13 protein-coding genes are annotated in these 19,590 nt (G+C 45.7%); 4 read left to right on the forward strand and 9 right to left on the reverse strand.

Translation table 11 applies throughout. From position 1 onward, the window contains the following. The 3 genes from PSM36_RS02440 (at position 1) to PSM36_RS02450 (ending at position 3,184) form a co-directional block, all read left to right on the forward strand. Positions 1-738: an ABC transporter ATP-binding protein gene (locus PSM36_RS02440; protein ID WP_076928627.1), complete on the forward strand. Its 738-nt coding sequence runs from the start codon at positions 1-3 to the stop codon at positions 736-738. Further along, on the forward strand, positions 731-1,687 hold the full coding sequence (locus PSM36_RS02445) for an ABC transporter permease (RefSeq protein ID WP_076928628.1): 957 nt from the start codon (positions 731-733) through the stop codon (positions 1,685-1,687). Before PSM36_RS02440 ends, PSM36_RS02445 begins: the two co-directional genes overlap by 8 nt. 189 nt (positions 1,688-1,876) lie before the next feature. Continuing rightward, the gene (locus PSM36_RS02450) at positions 1,877-3,184 is read left to right on the forward strand and encodes a peptidoglycan DD-metalloendopeptidase family protein (protein WP_076928629.1); all 1,308 of its coding nucleotides are present in this window, start codon (positions 1,877-1,879) and stop codon (positions 3,182-3,184) included. Positions 3,185-3,349: 165 nt separating this feature from the next. Here PSM36_RS02450 and PSM36_RS02455 read toward each other — a convergent pair whose 3' ends face one another. From PSM36_RS02455 to PSM36_RS02495, 9 genes are all read right to left on the reverse strand, one after another. Next, the gene (locus tag PSM36_RS02455; RefSeq protein WP_076928630.1) at positions 3,350-5,680 is read right to left on the reverse strand and encodes an alpha-amylase family glycosyl hydrolase; all 2,331 of its coding nucleotides are present in this window, start codon (positions 5,678-5,680) and stop codon (positions 3,350-3,352) included. Positions 5,681-5,900: 220 nt separating this feature from the next. After that, entirely contained in the window at positions 5,901-7,733 is a 1,833-nt protein-coding gene (locus PSM36_RS02460; RefSeq protein WP_076928631.1) for a glycoside hydrolase family 13 protein, read from the reverse strand. Between the two features lie 79 nt (positions 7,734-7,812). Then, positions 7,813-8,850 (reverse strand): glycoside hydrolase family 53 protein, encoded by a 1,038-nt coding sequence (locus tag PSM36_RS02465; protein ID WP_232001503.1) that lies wholly within the window; start codon positions 8,848-8,850, stop codon positions 7,813-7,815. Positions 8,851-9,006: 156 nt separating this feature from the next. Further along, on the reverse strand, positions 9,007-10,545 hold the full coding sequence (locus tag PSM36_RS02470; RefSeq protein ID WP_076928633.1) for a SusF/SusE family outer membrane protein: 1,539 nt from the start codon (positions 10,543-10,545) through the stop codon (positions 9,007-9,009). Between the two features lie 17 nt (positions 10,546-10,562). Next, positions 10,563-11,723 (reverse strand): SusF/SusE family outer membrane protein, encoded by a 1,161-nt coding sequence (locus PSM36_RS02475; RefSeq protein ID WP_076928634.1) that lies wholly within the window; start codon positions 11,721-11,723, stop codon positions 10,563-10,565. A gap of 162 nt (positions 11,724-11,885) precedes the next feature. Continuing rightward, a complete protein-coding gene (locus PSM36_RS02480; protein ID WP_076928635.1) occupies positions 11,886-13,517 on the reverse strand; it encodes a RagB/SusD family nutrient uptake outer membrane protein in 1,632 nt (543 codons plus the stop codon). A 12-nt stretch (positions 13,518-13,529) separates the two neighbouring features. After that, positions 13,530-16,547: a SusC/RagA family TonB-linked outer membrane protein gene (locus tag PSM36_RS02485; protein WP_076928636.1), complete on the reverse strand. Its 3,018-nt coding sequence runs from the start codon at positions 16,545-16,547 to the stop codon at positions 13,530-13,532. A gap of 370 nt (positions 16,548-16,917) precedes the next feature. Further along, positions 16,918-17,961 carry a GNAT family N-acetyltransferase gene (locus tag PSM36_RS02490; protein WP_076928637.1) on the reverse strand — a complete coding sequence of 348 codons (1,044 nt, stop codon included), beginning with the start codon at positions 17,959-17,961 and terminating at the stop codon, positions 16,918-16,920. A gap of 37 nt (positions 17,962-17,998) precedes the next feature. Continuing rightward, positions 17,999-18,820, reverse strand: coding sequence for a 1-acyl-sn-glycerol-3-phosphate acyltransferase (locus PSM36_RS02495; RefSeq protein ID WP_076928638.1), 822 nt, complete (start codon positions 18,818-18,820; stop codon positions 17,999-18,001). A gap of 275 nt (positions 18,821-19,095) precedes the next feature. Here PSM36_RS02495 and PSM36_RS02500 point away from each other — a divergent pair, with 275 nt between their 5' ends. Then, positions 19,096-19,548: a division/cell wall cluster transcriptional repressor MraZ gene (locus PSM36_RS02500; RefSeq protein WP_076932000.1), complete on the forward strand. Its 453-nt coding sequence runs from the start codon at positions 19,096-19,098 to the stop codon at positions 19,546-19,548. The last annotated feature ends 42 nt before the right edge of the window (positions 19,549-19,590 follow it).

Raw genomic sequence — 19,590 nt, forward strand, 5'->3', positions numbered from 1 at the left:
ATGGCTCAGCATGTAATTGAGTTAACCGGTCTGACAAAGCGGTACGGGGATTTTACGGCTGTGGACAATCTTGACCTGAACATACGGAAGGGTGAAATTTTTGGCTTGCTCGGACCCAATGGTGCCGGAAAATCGACTACCATCCTGATGATCCTGGGCTTGACGGAGCCCACCGCAGGGAGTGTTTCGGTTTGCGGGATCAATTCTACCACTTCACCGGTCGAAGTAAAGAGAAAAGTAGGCTATCTGCCTGAAGATGTCGGATTTTATGAAGATATGACGGGAATGGAGAACCTCATTTATACAGCAGAACTGAATGGGATTCCCCTATCTGAGGCTCGTGAGAAAGCTGCGTCCCTGCTTCATCGTGTGGGATTGGGAAACGAGACGGAGAAACGGACCGGGAAATATTCAAAAGGGATGAGACAAAGGCTCGGATTGGCTGATGTACTAATTAAAGATCCGGAAATTATCATTCTGGATGAACCCACTTCCGGTATTGATCCTACTGGTGTGCAGGATTTTATCCATCTGATCCGCCATCTAAGTCATGAGAACGGACTGACTGTACTCTTTTCTTCGCATCATTTGCATCAGGTGCAGCAACTATGTGACCGTGTCGGGTTGTTCGGAAAAGGACGGTTGCTGACCCTGATCGATATAAATGAGTTGCATAATAAACCAGGAGAATTGGAAGAGGTATATAACCATTATTTAGGAGGGAATGAACATGAATAATATATCAAAGCCTTTCTGGGTAATAGTGCGGAAAGAGATATCCGATTATATGGGAAGCTGGAAAGCTGTTATTTTGATCATTCTCATTGCCCTGACCTGTATGGGTTCACTCTATACGGCGCTGAGCAATATAGGCGAAGCTGTGAAACAGGGGAGTACCGATGATAATTTTCTTTTTCTAAAACTGTTTACAGCTTCAGACGGCGCTTTGCCTTCGTTCGCTGTTTTTATAGGTTTCCTCGGCCCTTTGCTGGGGATCGCGTTGGGATTTGATGCAATCAATACCGAACAGAACAAAGGGACTTTAAGCCGCCTGCTGTCGCAACCTATCTACAGGGACTATATCTTAAATGCAAAATGGATAGCTGCACTTTTTGTGATTGGCATCATGCTTTTTGCTCTCGGCTTTCTGGTAATGGGTTTCGGATTGATATTTATCGGTATACCACCCACTGCTGAAGAATTCTGCCGTATCGTGCTCTTCCTGTTGCTTTCAATGGTTTACATTGCGCTCTGGCTCAATCTGGCGCTCTTCTTCTCCATCAAGAGCAAACAACCTGCCACCTCCGCATTGTCGGGGATAGCCGTATGGTTGTTTTTCAGCCTGTTTTATAATATTATCATGAATGTGGTAGGCAAAGCGTTGAGTCCCTCGCCTATGGCCATGCCTGATCAGGTTGTCCGCTACCAGAAGTTTATGTTGAATTTACTGCGGTTTTCACCCGGGGAATTGTTCCAGGAGATCACCATGACCATGTTGATGCCTTCGGTAAGGAGTCTTGGACCACTCACATTCGAACAGATGGATGGTGCTATCCCAAGTCCCCTGTCATTGGGACAAAGTTTGCTTGTGGTATGGCCTCAACTCACAGGATTGATCTCCATCACGCTCCTCTTTTTTATGTTGGCTTACATTTCATTTATGAGGAAAGAGGTACGATCGAGGTGACAGAACACCGATATTTTTTTGCTTGTCTGAGATTTTTGTGCATCTTTGTACTCAATTAACTAAGTCGGATCCATTCTGCCTCCCGGTATCCAAAAGCGCGTAATACAGGCTGTATCTGTGAATCTGTCAGGTAATCATCTATTTTTCTTGCCTGTTACGGAACCGGAAAAATGGTAAATGTAACCAGTTATGTATAAGACAAACAGAAGAAAAACGATTCAGTCGATTATCTATTCTTTGCTGATAGTCGCTGTTGTTTCATGTGGATTAAAAAAGGAGGAACAACAGGTTGGCCAGACTGGTCAGGAAGAGACAAGCTGTGTGTATGAATATGGGATATGCGTCGATTCGCTGGATGTAACCCATTATGAAATAGGGCGTGGGGAGTATCTTGCCACTATTCTGTCTAATCTGGGATTTGAAGCCAATAAAAGGGAGAAGATTATAGATGCGGTATCTTCCATTTATCCTCCTTCAAGATTACAGGTTGGGAATTCGTATGCGGCGATTACCGACTCTACGGCGGCCGTGAAATACGTTGTTTTTGAAAAGTCGCGTACCGATTACGCTGTAGTAGACTTAAGTGGCGATACAATCAGTGTATATGATTATACAAAACCGGTTACCCTGAAACGTGAATATGCCGAGGGAACAATTACCTCTTCTCTATGGAATGCGATTATGGATACCGGTGCACCGGCTTTGCTGGCACTTAAACTCTCGGATGTATATGCCTGGCAGGTCGACTTCTTTGATGTCAAAAAAGGCGATTCGTTCCGCTTGATGTATGACGTAGCCTATATAGACGATACTACTAGGGTAGGAATCTCTTCTATCGAAGGGGCAGTTTTCACGCATCAGGGGAAGAAGTTCCGGGCCATCCCGTTTCAACAGGATTCTATCATGGAGTTTTTTGATGAAGAGGGAAATAGTCTGCGGAAAGCGTTTTTAAAAAATCCTCTTGATTTTTTCCGCATCACTTCGAAATTCTCCAATTCACGTTATCATCCTATTTTGAAGCGCAGCCGTCCCCATCACGGTGTGGATTATGCCGCACCGGTGGGTACTCCGGTCAAGACAATAGGTGATGGGGTGGTGATCGAAAAAGGATTTCAACGTGGTGGAGCCGGAAATTTTCTGAAGGTGAAACACAATGCGACCTATACTACCACCTATATGCATCTGAGCCGCTTTGCCAAAGGGATTGAGAAAGGGAGTCGGGTAAAGCAGGGGGATGTGATCGCTTACGTAGGTTCTACCGGACTCTCTACCGGCCCTCATCTCGATTTCCGGGTACACAAGAACAACCAGCCCGTCAATCCCCTTACCATCGAGTCGCCTCCCTACCTGCCGGTGAAGCCTGAATTGAGGGATAGCTTTATGCTTGTGCAGGACAGGGTGATGTTTCAGTTGGATAGTTTACGGATGGCAGGACAGTTGTTCGCGGAAGAGGAGCAGGTTCCTGATTCCTTAACCCTTATACCGTCCCACTCCTGAAATCGTCCACTATCCCGTTCCTGATCGTCTTACACGGATTCTGAACATACCGCCACCCCGTTTCTGAAATAAAAAGAAGGGTATACCACAAAAGTGAAATGCCCCCAAAAGGTTAGACAAAGATCTTTTGGGGGCATTATTGAAACAGTTACTGAGATATCCTGTTTATTCTGTGAAACTGGTATACATTTTGAAACTGTTCGCCGGGACGGTGATATTTGTGGTCGATGTTACATTCAACGGTGGTTCGCCGGACGTCATATAATTATACCAGGTACCGGTTTCCGGGAAGGTGGCCGAGATAGGGTCATTGGTGAAGTTCCCTATCACCACTACCTGTTTCGCCTCGCCAAAAGAGGAAAGGGTGATAAACCGGCCGTCCTCCCAGAATGAGGGTGTTACTTTCCAATCGAGTTCTGCGGTCGCATTGAACAGTTCCGGATGATCGAAACGAAGGGAGATTAGTTTCGTATAGGTATCGTGTAGTTCCTTTCGCTGTGGTACATCCATATATTCCCACTTCACCGGTTTTTTACCGGTACGTCCGTTATAATCGATCGAAACATCATATCCCAACTCGCCGAATTGCCAGATCATTTTCGGGCCGGGTACGGTAAAGAAAAAGGCGGCATTGGTTGCCAGTTGCGACATTTGTGCGTTGAAGTTCGTCTTCAGGATACCGTTACCCCATTGGGCCTGTTTGTAGGCCGCACGCTCCTCGTCGTGGCTCTCCATATAGCTGACCAGACTGTTAATCGGACGGGAAGAAGAGGTGTAATAGGTTCCTGAAAAACCGGAGTCTTCCTTGTACCCCATCGCCGCTTGGCAGTATGCGTGGTTCATATTACGCCAGACCATCATCCCTTCCCCACTCAGTTCAGTTTCTTCACGGTCGTCTGCAAAGTGTTCCAGAATGACGTAGGCATCCGGTTTCACCGCTTTGACGGCATTGTTGTAATCCTTCAGAATAGCTATACGGGAAGCATCGTACACATGTGCGTTCGACTCCGTTGATTGCTTCTGCGTAAACCCTTTGGTAAGGTCAAACCGGAAGCCGTCGATATTGTACTCTTCCAGCAGGAATTGCAGGTTGCGCTTCACAAACTCCCTCACTAAATCCGATTCATGGTTGAAATCATGGAATACGCTGTAAGGGTGGGGTGCCGTTACGTTGAAGTAAGGATTATTGGCTGCCGTACGGCTGTTTGCGGAATCCCACCACATTTTGGCAAACGGATTTTCACCTGTAGCATGATTATAAACCACGTCGAATATTACTGCTATCCCTCGCTTATGGCATTCATCGATAAATTGTTTGTACATCCTGTCGGTACCGTATGCCTTATCCAGGGCGAAGAAGAACGCGGGGTTGTATCCCCAGCTGTCGTTCCCGTCGAATTCCTGTACCGGCATGAGTTCGATGGCGTTCACGCCGAGTGATTGCAGGTAATTGAGTTTCTCCATGGCGCCGTTGATATCACCGCTCTCCGTAAAATCGCGGAACAACATTTCGTAAATTACCAGGTTGTCCAGTGACGGGATCTCGAAATCAGGAACCTGCCAGTTGTAAGATTCCGGTTGGGTCCGGAATACCGAAACGATCCCGATGGCTCCCTCCGGATAGGTTTTGTTATCGGGATAAGTGGTTGGTGAAATATATTGATCGTTCCAGGGATCGAGTATTTTGCGGGCGTAAGGATCGGCCACGCGGATAGGATCTCCGTCTGTTTTACCCACGTAGTACTGGAAAGCATATTCCTTTGCAGGATCCAGTCCGTTAATTGTGATCCACCAGCAGCCTTCGGCGTCATCCCGGAACATCTGCGATTTTTCATCGTTGCTCAATGTCCAGCCGTTGAAGTCGCCGACAACATGGGCGAAATCCTTCCGGTTTCCGCTCTTATCCTTGTCGTATAGTACCAATGTGACGGTGCTATTGTTCACTATATTGATACCATGCTTTAGACCTGCCGGCATGTTTCCTGTTTTCACCGCAGCCGGCTCAAAGGCTTTGAACTGCGTATCAGTGACAGGGATAAAAAGATCTTCGGTTTGCTTCGATCCATCGGCAGAGCGGACAACAATACCCAGTTTGTTCACGGGTGTTTCTCCCGAACCAAACCATTGACGAATAGATGGGGAGAATTTGATAGTCCATGTGCTCAGTTCACCCTCTACCTTCGTCATTTTGCATTTCGGCAGATTTTCGTTCCACCCGGCAGGAACGAATCGCCATACGCCTTCCGATATAACGCCCGTGTGAATATAGACATCACCTTGGTAATTATAGAGTGGTGTGCCTGAACGTGGCTTGAACCAGATGGTCAGCTCCTTCTCGGCATCTGCCTCTTCGGGACTCCATGAAAGGCCTGCCTTAATCACTACAGGTGGTTCCGGTTCGGGTTCGGGTTCCGGAGTAACCACCGGATCTTCCCCGCAGGCAAAAGCGAAAAGCAGGAGAAGCAGTAAGTAGAACGCTTTTGAGGATATTTGCATATGATTTTTTATATTTTAGAATTAAGCATTCCAGAACGTTTTCACCGTTCAAAAAATGCGTTGAAACTTTTGTTTCTTAAGAGACTATATTAATGTGCTGATTTATTAATATGCCAATTAAATTAATCCATTATTCATATTAGTCTCATTAGTCGTATTGGCACATTTATTCATTACTTGTCCCTATTTATCGGGATTGGCTTATTAGTGAATTAGTTTTTCATTCCAGCACAAGCACTTCTTTGGGCGCAAGTGTCAGCGTTTTTTCCAGCGAAACATTTCTACCCGAGAGCAGGTCAGTCCATCCGGTACTGTTTCCTATTGACTCGGCGTACCGGTCGAGGTTTATCTCTACCTGTTTCGATGTCCCGTTCATAAAAATCAATACGCTTTCATCCCCTAAGTAACGCTCATAGACATAAACGCCTTTTTGCAGCACATAATGTTTCATATCGCCATACGCGATCACATCGTTGCCCTGTCGCCAGTGGAGCAGCTTCTTCATGAAGTTGAACGCTTCATTCTGTAACCTGTCGCGCCCTTCTGCGGTGAAATGATCCGTCTTATCCCCGGGCCACCCGCCCGGCACGTCGAGGCGGATATCGCCGTCGCTTCGGCTTTTGTTGCCATTCATCAGCAATTCGGTGCCGTAGTAGATCTGCGGGGTGCCAGGCATGGTGAGCAGGAACGTAATCCCTTGCTTCCATCCGGCCAGATCGGAGGGATACTCTTTCAGGAACCGGTCGGTATCATGGTTGTCCAGGAAGCGCAGTACATTATAGATATCGGGATAGATAAAATCGTAGGTCATGTGGTCGTAGATGCCGTGCAGTCCCCCGTTCCATTCCCCCGTTTCTTCAAAGAAAGCGCTGTGCGACAATCCCATAAAGCGGAAGTCCATCACTGATCTCAACTTGGTGTTGTTCGTGTTGATCGGACTGTTTCTCTGCCAGAAAGAGGTGCCGATAGGGTTGTTGAGCCATGCCTCTCCCACGATATTGTATTGGGGATATTCTTTCTCTACGGCCTCTATCCAGTCGACCATCATGTCATAATCGGCATAAGGATAGGTATCCTGCCGGATGCCATCGACTCCCGAGTATTCGATCCACCAGATACTGTTCTGGATCAGGTATTTTGCCACATGCCGGTTTCGTTGGTTGAGGTCAGGCATGGTAGGTACGAACCAGCCGTCCACCATTTTGCTTTTGTCATATTCCGAGGCGTAGGGATCGAAATACATCTCTTTCATGTGCGAAGTCTGCACATATTCACCCATGTTGTTGAACCAATCCGTCGAGGGCACGTCTTTCACCCAGGGGTGGTCGCTTCCGCAATGGTTGAAGATCATATCCATCACCACCTTCATTCCTCTGGAATGGGCGTCGGCGATCAGATTTGCGTACTCTTCATTGGTGCCGAAACGGGGATCCACGCGGTAGTAATCGGTGGTGGCGTATCCATGGTACGATCCGCCCTCCATATCATTCTCCAGTACCGGATTGAGCCAGATAGCGGTTACGCCCAGGTCGGACAGGTAATCCAACCGGTCCGATATGCCTTTCAGGTCGCCTCCATGCCGTGCGCTGTGGTGATTGCGGTCTACCTTGTATGGCATCCGCATCGGGATCTGGTCGTTGGATGCATCTCCATTGGCAAAACGGTCGGGCATGATCAGGTAGAGCACATCTGATGCATCGAAACTTTTTATATTATATCTGTCTGGATTACGTTCTTTCAATTCATAAGAATAAGTGATTTTCTCCTTTCCGTCGGTGAACAGGATATCGAATGTTTCGGGGCTGCTTTCCGAGATATCGAGATAAAGGATCAGGTAATTCGGACTTTCCAGCCGTACCGATTCTTTGATTCTCACATTTTTTGAAGTCACTTCCGGAATATAACCGGCAATATTTTCGCCGTATACCATCAACTGTAATTCCGGCTCTTCCATGCCACTCCACCAAAACGAGGGTTCGACATGCACCTCACGGGCGTGTGCCGTAGATATTGCTATTACAATAAGGGAAAAAAGTAAAATTATTTTCTTCATACGATTATTATATTTAATGCAGATAAGTAGATTGAAAAAATGATCAGGGATTTATATTTTTAATTCCTCTGATGATTCATTACTCTATAAAAGCATCCATTGCTTTTGTCGGCCGCCCGTTATCACCCCATGCACTGAGCGGATAACGGCTCCACGAACGGGCACCCTGCGGCTCCCAGTAAAAGACGCCCGTTCCTTTACCGTCGGGTACTTCCTTCACTTTCCGGATCACGGCACGTAACATCTCATACGTATTTTGCGGTTTGGTATCCTCACCGCCTGTTTCCACTACCATCACCTCTTTATTGTAACGATTTGCCATATCGTTCAGGTTATGGCCCAAATCGTCGATGATCTCACTGTAATCGGGTTTTCCTTCTAACCACCATGGATAAAACGACATACCGATGATATCGTATTTTGCCCCGTATTTTTCCGCATTATCGAACCACCAGCGAAAGCGTTCGTTGTTATTTCCCTGGTCGACATGCAGGATGATTTTTGTGGTGGGGCTGACTGCCTTGACGGCCTCGTATCCGTGGTTGATCAGTTGCACCAATTGAGGCCAGTTGTCGGTATGCCCTTCGGGATAGATCATTCCGGTAGGAATTTCATTCCCCAATTGCACCCATTCGGGTGTTACGCCTGCTTCTTTTAGCGCCGTTATCACGTCATAAGTGTAATCGTACAGCGCTTCTTTAAGTTGATCGAAATCGAGTCCTTCCCAATCTTTGGGTTTGTGTTGTTTGCCCGGATCGGCCCAACTGTCGCTATAATGGAAATTGATCATGACACGCATATCCCAATCCTTTGCCCTTTTTGCCATGGACACTGTTTCTTCTTTGCTACAATGGCCGCTGTGCGGATCATCCGAAGGATTCACCCACGTGCGTAACCGGACAGAATTGATGCCGTGGTCTTTGAGTATCTTGAAACAATCTTCGGGAGTGCCGTTGTCGTTGTAGAAAATGTATCCGGCAGCTTCCATCTGTGGTAGCCAACTGATATCGGCTCCTTTGGCAAACATATCTTCCGGTTTTACCTCCGTCGTCGTTTGTTGGCAGGAAAGGCACAGAACCAATAGATAAAAGCAAAAGAGAAAAAGCTTTTTCATCATTTGTCCAATTTAAATACCTGAGCGGCATTATTCTATCGTTATCGTGATTCGTTAAGCAAAATGCTGTGATAATTCTGCTTTGCCGTGCAGCAAGCGAAAAGCGACAAAAAGCACGGCACAGTCACCGTGCTTTTTATAATCCCATTTACCATTTGTTTATGGTAACTCTGATGTCGGTATGATAATATAATGTCCCGTCAAATCATTTAAAGCAATATAATAGGTTCCTGCTGTTTCTATTGCTATGTTTGCTCCATTATTCGTTGTGCCTGTTCCGAACGGGAGAGACTGATTATCTTCGGAAGTGGCTCCCCAACTGACATCCCAGGCATCATTCGCGCGGATTTTTAATAAGCCCGGCATAAGTTCTATTGCATTTGAAGTCCAGATATGTTCGGCTACCTGGGTTAAATCCGTATCGGTATCCCATCCGCCGGCCGTTGCCGTTCCAATTACCCCCATTGAATTATAGGTAACGCTAACATCACCTGTATAGGGTATATATTCAGCTGTTAAAGTCCCCAAGTCTAACTTTAAGGTATAGTAACCGTCCGTAGCGGGACCGGGTAGATTGGGAGAGTTATTTTCCAGCACCAATGCACCATCCCTATAGCCCCAGCAAGGATCCCACACTCCGGCTTTAATCGGAAACTTCTGCTCCCTTCCTCCTGTAAAATGTGCCGTGAAGGTATATTTCGAATCAGCCGAACTATTGTCGGCGAAGAGGATTTGCAGGCCGTTTCCGATTGCACCAATCTCATTGTTCCACTCCGGCAAACCAGTAATAGCGTTTCCCGTCATATAAACAACATCTTTCGTATAGCCTAAAAGTTGGATTGTATAGGTATACTCTATCATATTGAGTGTAATCCTTACCCAACCCGGTTCCATTACCCGCATAGCCTGGGAATTTTCAATGATAAGATCCCCTTCCAATTCAGTGTTCCCGTCTACGGGGTTACCCAGCAGACCATCCCACGAAGCGGCCTCTTTACTCGATTTGGGAACGATCTTAAAATATCCGTTGAAATCCCCGCTTTCCGGTTGTTTCATTTCCACCAAAATAGTAAAGATAGGATCTTCATATACATCTTTACCACTATGGTTGAATTTGTAGTTATCGAGATCTTCAATATTCCATTCATTGATATTGCCAATCAGGTAATACTCCTCTTCAATAACCGGGCCGACAGGAGTGACGGTAACAGGGCCCAATATAACCGGGGTAGGCATCATCACCGACGAAGCGCCGTCGGTGATATAGTATTTTACCCGAATAAAGAGTTCCCGGGCGTAAGGTGCTTTCCCATAGAGGCTTTTTACTGCCTCATCGAGATCTGCGGGGGTAATAGTAGCTGTATTTTTCCCACTCATCGATGGAAGTTCCAAAGCCTGTTCGAAATCATCTGTAGATGACAACTCCAGTTTGAAAGTGACGGTAGCGCCTTCCGCCAATTGCGGAGTAGCTGTTGCCTTGACCGCTTCGAAAGGGGTGTTCTCTTCCAGTGCTTCCCCCGTCAATACTATCGCCGAACCAAAGCCTGATCCCAGGGCAATGGTGAATCCTTCGACCGATTGTGCATCTTCCTGTTCATAGGCTTGCGGCGGGGCGGCCATATGGTCGTATACATCATCGCATGATCCGAAGCCGACCAATGCGAGCAGGGTTGTCAAAAGGTATATTTTAGGTTTCATTGTACACATTTTTATAGTTATTCTATTTTACCTGTCCTTTTGGTAAAGTTAATGGATAATCTCTGTCCCGCTGTTCCAGCTACACGAGCCTGGTCGTCTCCTGCGCCGCGGGGTACGAATACGCCGTCAAACACCATGAACTCTGTCTGCCACCATTCGTGGCCGGGCAACTGGATGCTGGCACGTACTCCGCCGTCGTCATCTCCCTGGGCAGCGGCAGTAAACGCAGGCGATATGAATTCTGCATCGGCTCCCAGAGATAGTGCGGGTATCGCAAACCGGTGGATCTCATCGGTAGTTCCCCAGTGACCGCCATTTACATTCCCTTGCAGATAAACATGGGGCGGAAGGAAGTCCACGCTAAACGTATACTCACGCCCTTCGATGGCAGTGGTTACCACTACTATATACCATCCGGGATTCCCTATTCCTATATTGCCGCCAGCGTCGGATGTACCGGCCAATCCGGCAGAACCTTCACCAATGGTTACCTCATTGTAGCCAAACTCATTTCCATTCCACGCCATAGCGTAATTGAATTTGATTTCCGCATTATCGCCACCTTCGGTTTGTCCGAGATATTGCATTGCCCAGAACTTTCCGGGGGATCCCCATACGGGGATCATCTCGGTGGCACTGTTCCAATCCCAGTTACCGGCCACGTTACCGATCAGGTACATCTCTTCGGGCATCGTCATTGCTTCAAGTGCAAAATAACCGAGTACCTGAGGGAGTTGGATCACATTTGAATAGACCGGTTCCACCTTGCTCCCCGCGATGGTGGCAGTGAGACGAACGTACAGGGGATGCGGATCCGCGGGATAATCACTTTCCTCTTCCACGTCATGCAAGGCGACCAATGCTACGGCTACATCCTGTGCAGATATGTCGAATTTGGCTGCGGAATAAGTACCCGGCAGGGTGGTATATTCCGCGAAATTCTGCGAGAGGGAAATCTGCACTGCATAAAGGGTTGCGGCAGTAAACCCATAGTTGGGCTGAGAAGTGGTAAACTCGATCGTTTCCGTATTCTTCAGGTCATATATCCCCGAAGCGTACTTGGGTATGTTGAGCACGAAACTCTCCGGCTGCTGCAGGACAATTTTTTCATTATCCTCGCATGCATGGAAAAATCCTATACCGGCCAGTAGAATTATTAAACTAAATATCTTCTTCATATGATTGATTATTTGTTTAGAGTCAAGAATATATTTGATTAGTTGATTTACTGATGTGATGATTCGTAAATGGTAAAATTAGCTAATGAATAGTCATTGAATTATCACATCGTTACATTATCAAATCATCTCATTAGTCTCATTGGCACATTATTCACATTACTAATATCCCGGATTTTGCGTCAGGTTTTGATTAGCTCCTATATCGTCGGAAGGAATGGGATACACCTTATAAGTGTCGGCAATGGATCTTCCTGCGGGTACATTGCCTTTCCACGGCCATATATAGGAGGAGCCGGTAAATTTCCCGAAACGGACCAAGTCGGTGCGACGCTGTGCCTCGAAGAAAAATTCACGACCTCTCTCGTCCAGGATAAAATCGAGCGTAAGCTGGCTGGCGGTAATTGTGGCTGCTGTCGCTGCCTCATTTTTATAGGCGCGTCGGCGAAGGTCGTTTACCAGTTGCAGTGCAGTGGCCTGATCACCTCCTGTTCCGCCTCTTAGGACAGCTTCCGCATAATTGAGATGGATCTCGCCCAGGCGGAAGAGCGGGAAATCGGTATACACAATATTACTGGGCGGGAGTGTCCCGTCGCTGTAGGTATTGTAGTATTTCACGATCGGTATTCCGTTATTGGTGAACAGGGAAGGGTCTACAATTTCATTGTTCTCGGTTTGGTCGGTACGTACCATAGAGAAACGGGTATCATCTTCATGTCTGTTTTCTCTTTCGAAAAAGCGTAACAGGGAAACCAACGCACGGTTACCCTGCCATGCGCCCACTGAATTTATTTCGGCCTGCAGGGCGGAAGGAACCGTACTGCTCATCAGGAAAGTCATTCCTCCCCAGGTCTGGGTATCTTCCCCTTCGTAACGGATTGGAAGGATCATTTCTACCGAATTTTCGTTGTCAGCCGTGAATACATTCTTATACACCGGGTCAAGGGCAAAGTTTTCGTCGAGTACCTTTTTGCTGTAAGTAATACTTTCCGTATACTTATTCACTCCCATATATGTTTCCGCATTGAGGTAGAGACGTGAGAGCAATGCCCAGTTGGCGGCTTTATGTGCACGTCCGTAGTAGGTTGGGTGATAACCCACAAATGGATCGAGCATATCCGCTTCACATTCTGTCAGTTCTTTTTCGATATAATCAAACAGGTCTTCCGCCATGATCTGTGGAGGAAGCGTACTGCCTACCGGACTATCTTCATTCACAAAAGGCACATTCCTGAACATATCCAACAGGTAGTAGTAAGAGAGAGCCCGGGCAAAGCGGGCTTCGGCGCGGTAGGTTTTGATTTGCGCTTTCACTTCCTCACTTGCCCCCCTTGAAGAGAGTTTTTCTTCGGTTGTTTCTCTCAACAATGCGTTAGCCAGGTTAATCTGATAATAGAGACGATAGTAAAATCCTTTGATAAATACGTTGTTTGCTGTCCAGGTCATATAATTCAGATCAGGGATACCTACGTCATTCCACGCACATAACGCTTCGTCGGAAGGGAGGGTTTGCAGGTTCCAAAGCCCTCTCAGGAAAGATGCCTGGCTTCCTCCGTCTACACCAGCCACATCGGGATCACCGTCGCCGCCCTCGTTACCACTGATAGCCAGACCGGCATAAATCTTGGCGAGCAGTTCCTGATAGGGGCCTATTTCACTTCCGAAAACCACTTCCGACACTAACTCTTCCTTGTCGAGCGGGATGGTGTTTAAGTCATCGAGACAGGATGAGAGTCCTGCAATCATTAGACTGATTGTTACGATGAACAGAAATTTATATTTTACTCGTTTCATATTTTTCAAGAATTAAAAGTTTAAATTAAACCCAAGGATAAATACGCGTGGGTGAGGATAGATATTGTTGTCGATACCGTCGTTGGTGAATTCCGGATCGAGTCCTTTGTATTTGGTGATCACAAACGGATTCTGTACGGTTAAATGAAGCCTTGCGGATTGCAGCCAATTGGATACATTATTGAAATTATACCCCACTGAGATGTTATCCATCTTTAAGAAGGATGCATTTTGGATATAATAACTTGACTGATAGTGGACGGCATCAAAATTGGTGAAAGTAGCACTATTCACTTTGTTCTTCAGCCAACCCGAAGGATCGTAGGTGATTGACCTTGACTCACGATTCGATTGTATGTTATTGTATACATAATTTCCGATATTGGACCGCAGTGAGAAATTGAGATCCCAGTTTTTGTATGACAACTGAGAAGATAGTCCCATAAACAGGTCAGGTGCTGCGTTTTTATAAACGATCATATCTTCTTCATTGATCTGTCCGTCTGCGTTTTGATCCACAAACACTCCTTCCAGAGGTCTTCCGTCATTATCATATACCTGTTCATATACATAAAAAGAACCAGAAGGATAATTTACGCTGTGGATGGCGATATTGTTACCCGTACCGCCGTCGATGCCACCGAAACGTACACCCACATAGCTGGGATCATCATTAATGGTCAACTTAGTGATTCTGTTTCTATTATAAGTGATGTTGTAACTGACATTCCAGTTTAAATCCTTGCTTACGATGGGCCGACCCGTGATGCTGAACTCAACTCCCTTGTTTTCCAGTTCCCCTACGTTAGTGAGTAACTCGTTGCTGAAGTTTGTTCCGGCAGCTATACCTACAGTATTCAGCAGGTCGGTGGTCTTACGGTAGTACACATCGAATGTACCGCTGATACGGTTATTGAGGAACCCGAAATCCAATCCGGCATTATAAGTGGCTGTTTCTTCCCACTTCAGGTTTTCGTCGTATGCCAACGGTCGAATCAGGGGAACTTTGGTGTTGCCAAAGAAATAATTAGCTCCCGCCTTACTGTAACTATATCTTCCCATCCACGGATAATCTCCGTTACCCAGGTTCTGCTGTCCGGTAACTCCATATCCTAACCGTAGTTTCAGGTCGGACATCACATCACCGGCATTTTCCATAAATGGTTCGTTGATGATACGCCATGCGAAGGCTGCAGATGGGAACAATCCCCACTTATTGCCCGGACTAAACCTGGAAGAACCGTCGTTACGTAATGTGAGCGTAAAAAGATAACGTTCCAGCAATGAATAATTCAAACGGCCAAAGAAGGAAATTACATAGCTTTCCGTAGAATAATCATTCCCTTCCTTGTAGAACTCATTTCCCGTTTGTGCAGCCATGGCTGCAGAATAGGGAAATTTATTCTCTTCTTCACTGTAGAAACGTTGCCAGGAGTATCCTCCCATCGCATCGATCCGGTGTACACCGAAATTGTTGTTATAATTCAGATAGAAGTCAAGCAGGGTATTACTTTTGTATTGGTAATAGGTGGAATTCTCACCCCAGCCCGCTTTGTAACTGCCCCATACCCAACTCATGGGAGAGTTGTCAGTTATGATTACGTCTCCGTTACTTTCTGAGATATCGTATCCCATATTGAGGTTGGCTCTCAGTCCTTCCAAAAACGGCAGGTTATAATCGACCTGCATATTACCGATACTCCTGTAGACTTTTGATTTGTCCGATTTTTGCTCCAGTATGGCGAGCGGATTGGCCAATCCGATATCGATAGGTGTCCCGTCGGTTTTGAGTGACATATGATACCCATTTCCATAAGGAGAGTTGGTCTCGGAATAGACTGGCATGGTCGGATCGAACTGGGTGGCCGAATTGATGGCACCACGATCGGCAAAGCGGTTGGTGTTATAAACACCCTTGGCATTCAATTGTACTCTTAATGAGCCGTCGAGAAAGGAGGGTGACATATTGATACTTCCCGTATACCTTTCTAATCCGGAAGTTTTCAGGATACCTTTTTCATTGGTATATCCCACCGAGACACGATAGGGAAGGAAATTAGATATTGAACCGGCAAGACTGACATTATGGTCGGTGCTGGTAGCGGTTTTGAATATCTGATCCTGCCAGTTAGTCTGGGTATTGCCTAATGCGGCGGCCTGCTGGCTGTCTTCCCCGAAAGAGTCAATAACATAATTCCTGAAAGTGGGTGCATCCATCACATCTACTAATCCGGTTTTGGTGCTGACAGACACAGACCCGTTGTATGCCACCTGCAGTTTTCCGCTATGTCCTTTTTTCGTTGTGATGATAATCACACCGTTGGATGCCCTTGAACCATATATAGCAGTAGCGGATGCATCTTTCAGAACGGTAAATGTTTCGATATCGTTTGCATTGATAGTGCTTAACGGGTCAGCCATCCCGTTGATACCCTCAGTGTCTACAGGTACACCGTCGATAACAATTAGCGGGTCATTGCTGGCCGACATTGACGATCCACCTCTGATCCGGATATTGGAAGCCGATCCGGGTGCACCGCCTGATGAAACCACGCTCAACCCGGCTACCTGTCCTGCCAATAGTGAGGAAGGAGAAGTGGCAAGGCCTTTATTTATTTTAGATGCATCAATAGCAACTACAGAGCCTGTTGCATCATCTTTGCGTACAGTTCCGTAACCGATTACCACCACTTCCTCCAATAGTTCCGTATCTTCCTCCATCGTTACATTGATAGTACTCCTATTGTTGATGGGAATCGATTGCGGTCTGTAGCCGATATAGCTTATCTCCAATACGCCGTCGGCAGGAGCCTGAAGCGTAAAATTACCGTCATAGTCGGTAATTGTACCCGAGGAAGTACCTTGTACAAGGATATTGGCGCCGATAATAGGTTCGCCGGCAATATCAGTAACTATTCCTCTCACATTTATCGTAGCGCCGGTTTGGGCACTGGCCGACAAAACCATTAGCATTCCTGATAACATCGTCATCAGAAACACTCTCGTAATTCTTTTGAAATTTACATACATATTGTTAACATTATAAGATTAACTGATTAATACTCTCTTCGTCCTTCACATAGCTATCAGGTGGTACAACAATAAGACACGAACGGTTAATGGACATTTATTTACTATATTATTGGCACCCTACTTCTGGCATCAAAATTAGATTTTCTTAGGCGGATCAATATTAAAACGAAGTTAATTAACTCGGTTTGCTTGTGCAAACGATTGCATTTTAGAGGATAAGGGTTGAATTATCAGTTAGTTGTGATTTGGTGTGAGGGGGCGTGAAAATGTCCGGTTCAGGAGTGGGTATGCAAGACCAGTACGGGAATATTGGATGTATTCCTGTCTTTTTGATAGTGTGAAGAGGTGATTAAATACCGGGAGGTACCTATTTTCTCTCTTTCCTTTTTTCTATACGCTTTAATTTCGGGAGTGTAACCTTTCTTCTTCCCGCACTACCGGCTATCCTTTTTCTGAGCAACATAAGAAAACGTTTGCTGGGATTACTCTTCAGGTAAGACTCAATGTGGCGTGCCCGTTTTTCTTCCAGTATCTGGTCTATCTCAATGAGGATACCTGATTCTTCCACATCTCCGAACTCATCGTTGATGGCAGTACCGAAGAAGCGCATGGTGGGCGATAAACTCATATAAGCATTGATCAGCGGAGGTATATTATACCCTAACGCACGTACTTCCTTATTAAGTATCCTGTAATCTTCACTGAATTTTTTTCCTGTAAAGAGCTGCTTCATCCGGACTATGTCGGTATTTGTCATGAGCGGATCGATGGGGGTTACCAGCTTTTCGTTATCGGGAAAATGCTTGTGAAGGAAATAGAGGATCATGTTGCGTGCATCCTTATTGTAGGTGCCGTACATGGTGACTTTCCCGAAAAAATATTTGATCCCCGGATCGATCACGGTGAGAGCTCCCAATCCGTCCCATAGGTTGTCAAGTGCGAAAATGCCCTTTCTACCCAGCAATGTCGACTGATACTCGAGTGAAACGAATGACCGGCCCAATTCTACGGTATGTGGCAGGTATTCTGAAATGAATTGTTCTGAAAAATTGTAAAGATGGGCGGTGGCAAGCATCGGTTTGTTTTGCCCGTCAAACTCCACATCCGAACCGCAGATAAAACGATAGCCGCCTAATATCTCTTCATTCTCGGGATCCCATACGATCAGCTGCCGATAGGGCACATCCATCGTGTCGTATTGGTCGATGTCTGCTTCTAAACCGGTCCCCCCTCCATAGTGGCGGAAAGCGATCTCACGCAGCCTTCCGACTTCTTTCATCAGGTTAGGTGAATCGTGCGCTGTGAATACATAAATCTCATTATTGGCTTTATTGGTCGTTCTGACCCTCTTTTGAACGGTCAGTTCACTTTTTATCAAATTTTTATCGATAGGATTTATGATCTTCTCCATGATACTTTTTCTTTTTTATTTTTTTAATGAGCCGTTGTTATGCCATCGAGTAAACCACATCTTTTACATATTGTGCCCACTCTGCCGGTGTTTTGGATTTGTCGAACATTTGGTAGGGAATAGGCTTGCCAAAGGTGATGGTGAACGACTTGTTGCTATTCTTAAACATTTCGTCGGGCAGATAGATCAGTTCTACATTGAATTTTATACCCGATGATTTGCGCAGATTGGCAAAATTGTAGAAAAAATTGGAATTCCTGCCTGCAAAATGTACCGGAATAACATCCCTTTTGTATTCAACCGCTTTTATGATGAAGCTTTTCATCCATTCCGGATCTCTGATGAGCCCTTTCTGCTTTCTGGAGCAGAGTCCGGCCGGAAAAGTGATTATCTGGGTGTCAGATGCATAAGCCTCATTGATGGCCCGTGCCGAATCTTTAGCTTGGGAACCGTATTTGTTAATGGGTACAAAGATAGGTTTCAGCGGATCAATATAATAAAGTACATCATTTACAAGATACTGGATTTTCCCGTTGTACTTTTCTCCCAAAATGGCAGAAAGGCAAATACCGTCAAGTCCGCCTAGCGGATGGTTGGATGCGAAAATAAACCTTCCCTCATCGGGAATGCTCTCCTCCCCCCTGGTTTGAAGCATTAATTTGAATTCTTTATCGATAAGGGCACGCATAAATGCTACCCCCTCAAGTCCCTGGTTCCGTTCCAGGATGCCGTTAATGTCATCCTGATGGAGAGTCCGCTTGAGCCAATTGATCAGAAATTTGGGAATTTTATTGTAATATCTGGGTGATTTATCTCTTAAAATACGGTCAATATCAACCCGGAATGCATTGTGATCCATTGCATCATACTCTTCTTCTAATTTGTCGCAAAAGTACAAAAATAGTGGATATAAGTGAACAATCATCCAAAAAATCTTCAATTTAGAGGGAAGGGGTGATCATTTTGGAAATAGCCGGGTAAAATTCCCCACTTTTAATTTTTTATTAATGTATTGATAATTAATAGTTTCTGTAATATTTGCTGGCTGTTGAAAACTTTTTTATAAATTTTTGTGTGGAAATGTGGGGAAAAGTGGATTATTTTGTACTTTTACCGCGTTATAAGGTATACTATATGCTGCAATTTCTGGGAAATATGGAAGCAAAAGCCGATGCAAAGGGAAGGATCTTTGTGCCGGCAATCTTTCGCAAGCGTTTGCAGAGCGAGGGGGAGGAATTTCTTGTGCTTCGAAAAGATATTTTCCAGGAATGTCTTGTATTGTATCCAGGGAGCGTGTGGGAGAAAGAGATCGAGACACTCCGTGGCAGATTAAATAAATGGAATAAAGAACAACAGCAGATCTTTCGCCAGTTTGTGCTGGATGCTGAAAGGCTTGAAATGGATGCGAACGGACGGATACTTATCTCGAAGCGTTATTTACAGATGGTTTCCATTGAATCGGATGTTCGTTTTCTCGGTGTGGATGACACAATTGAGATTTGGGCGAAAGAGAAACTTGAAAAGCCGTTGGTTGATCCCGACGAGTTTTCTTTGAAATTGCAGCAATTGATGGAGCATTTCCATTAAGCAATACGGACAGAAGACAAGTTTACTTGGATTATGTCGTTG

It is taken from the genome of Proteiniphilum saccharofermentans, assembly GCF_900095135.1.
In the GTDB taxonomy this organism is placed as follows: domain Bacteria; phylum Bacteroidota; class Bacteroidia; order Bacteroidales; family Dysgonomonadaceae; genus Proteiniphilum; species Proteiniphilum saccharofermentans.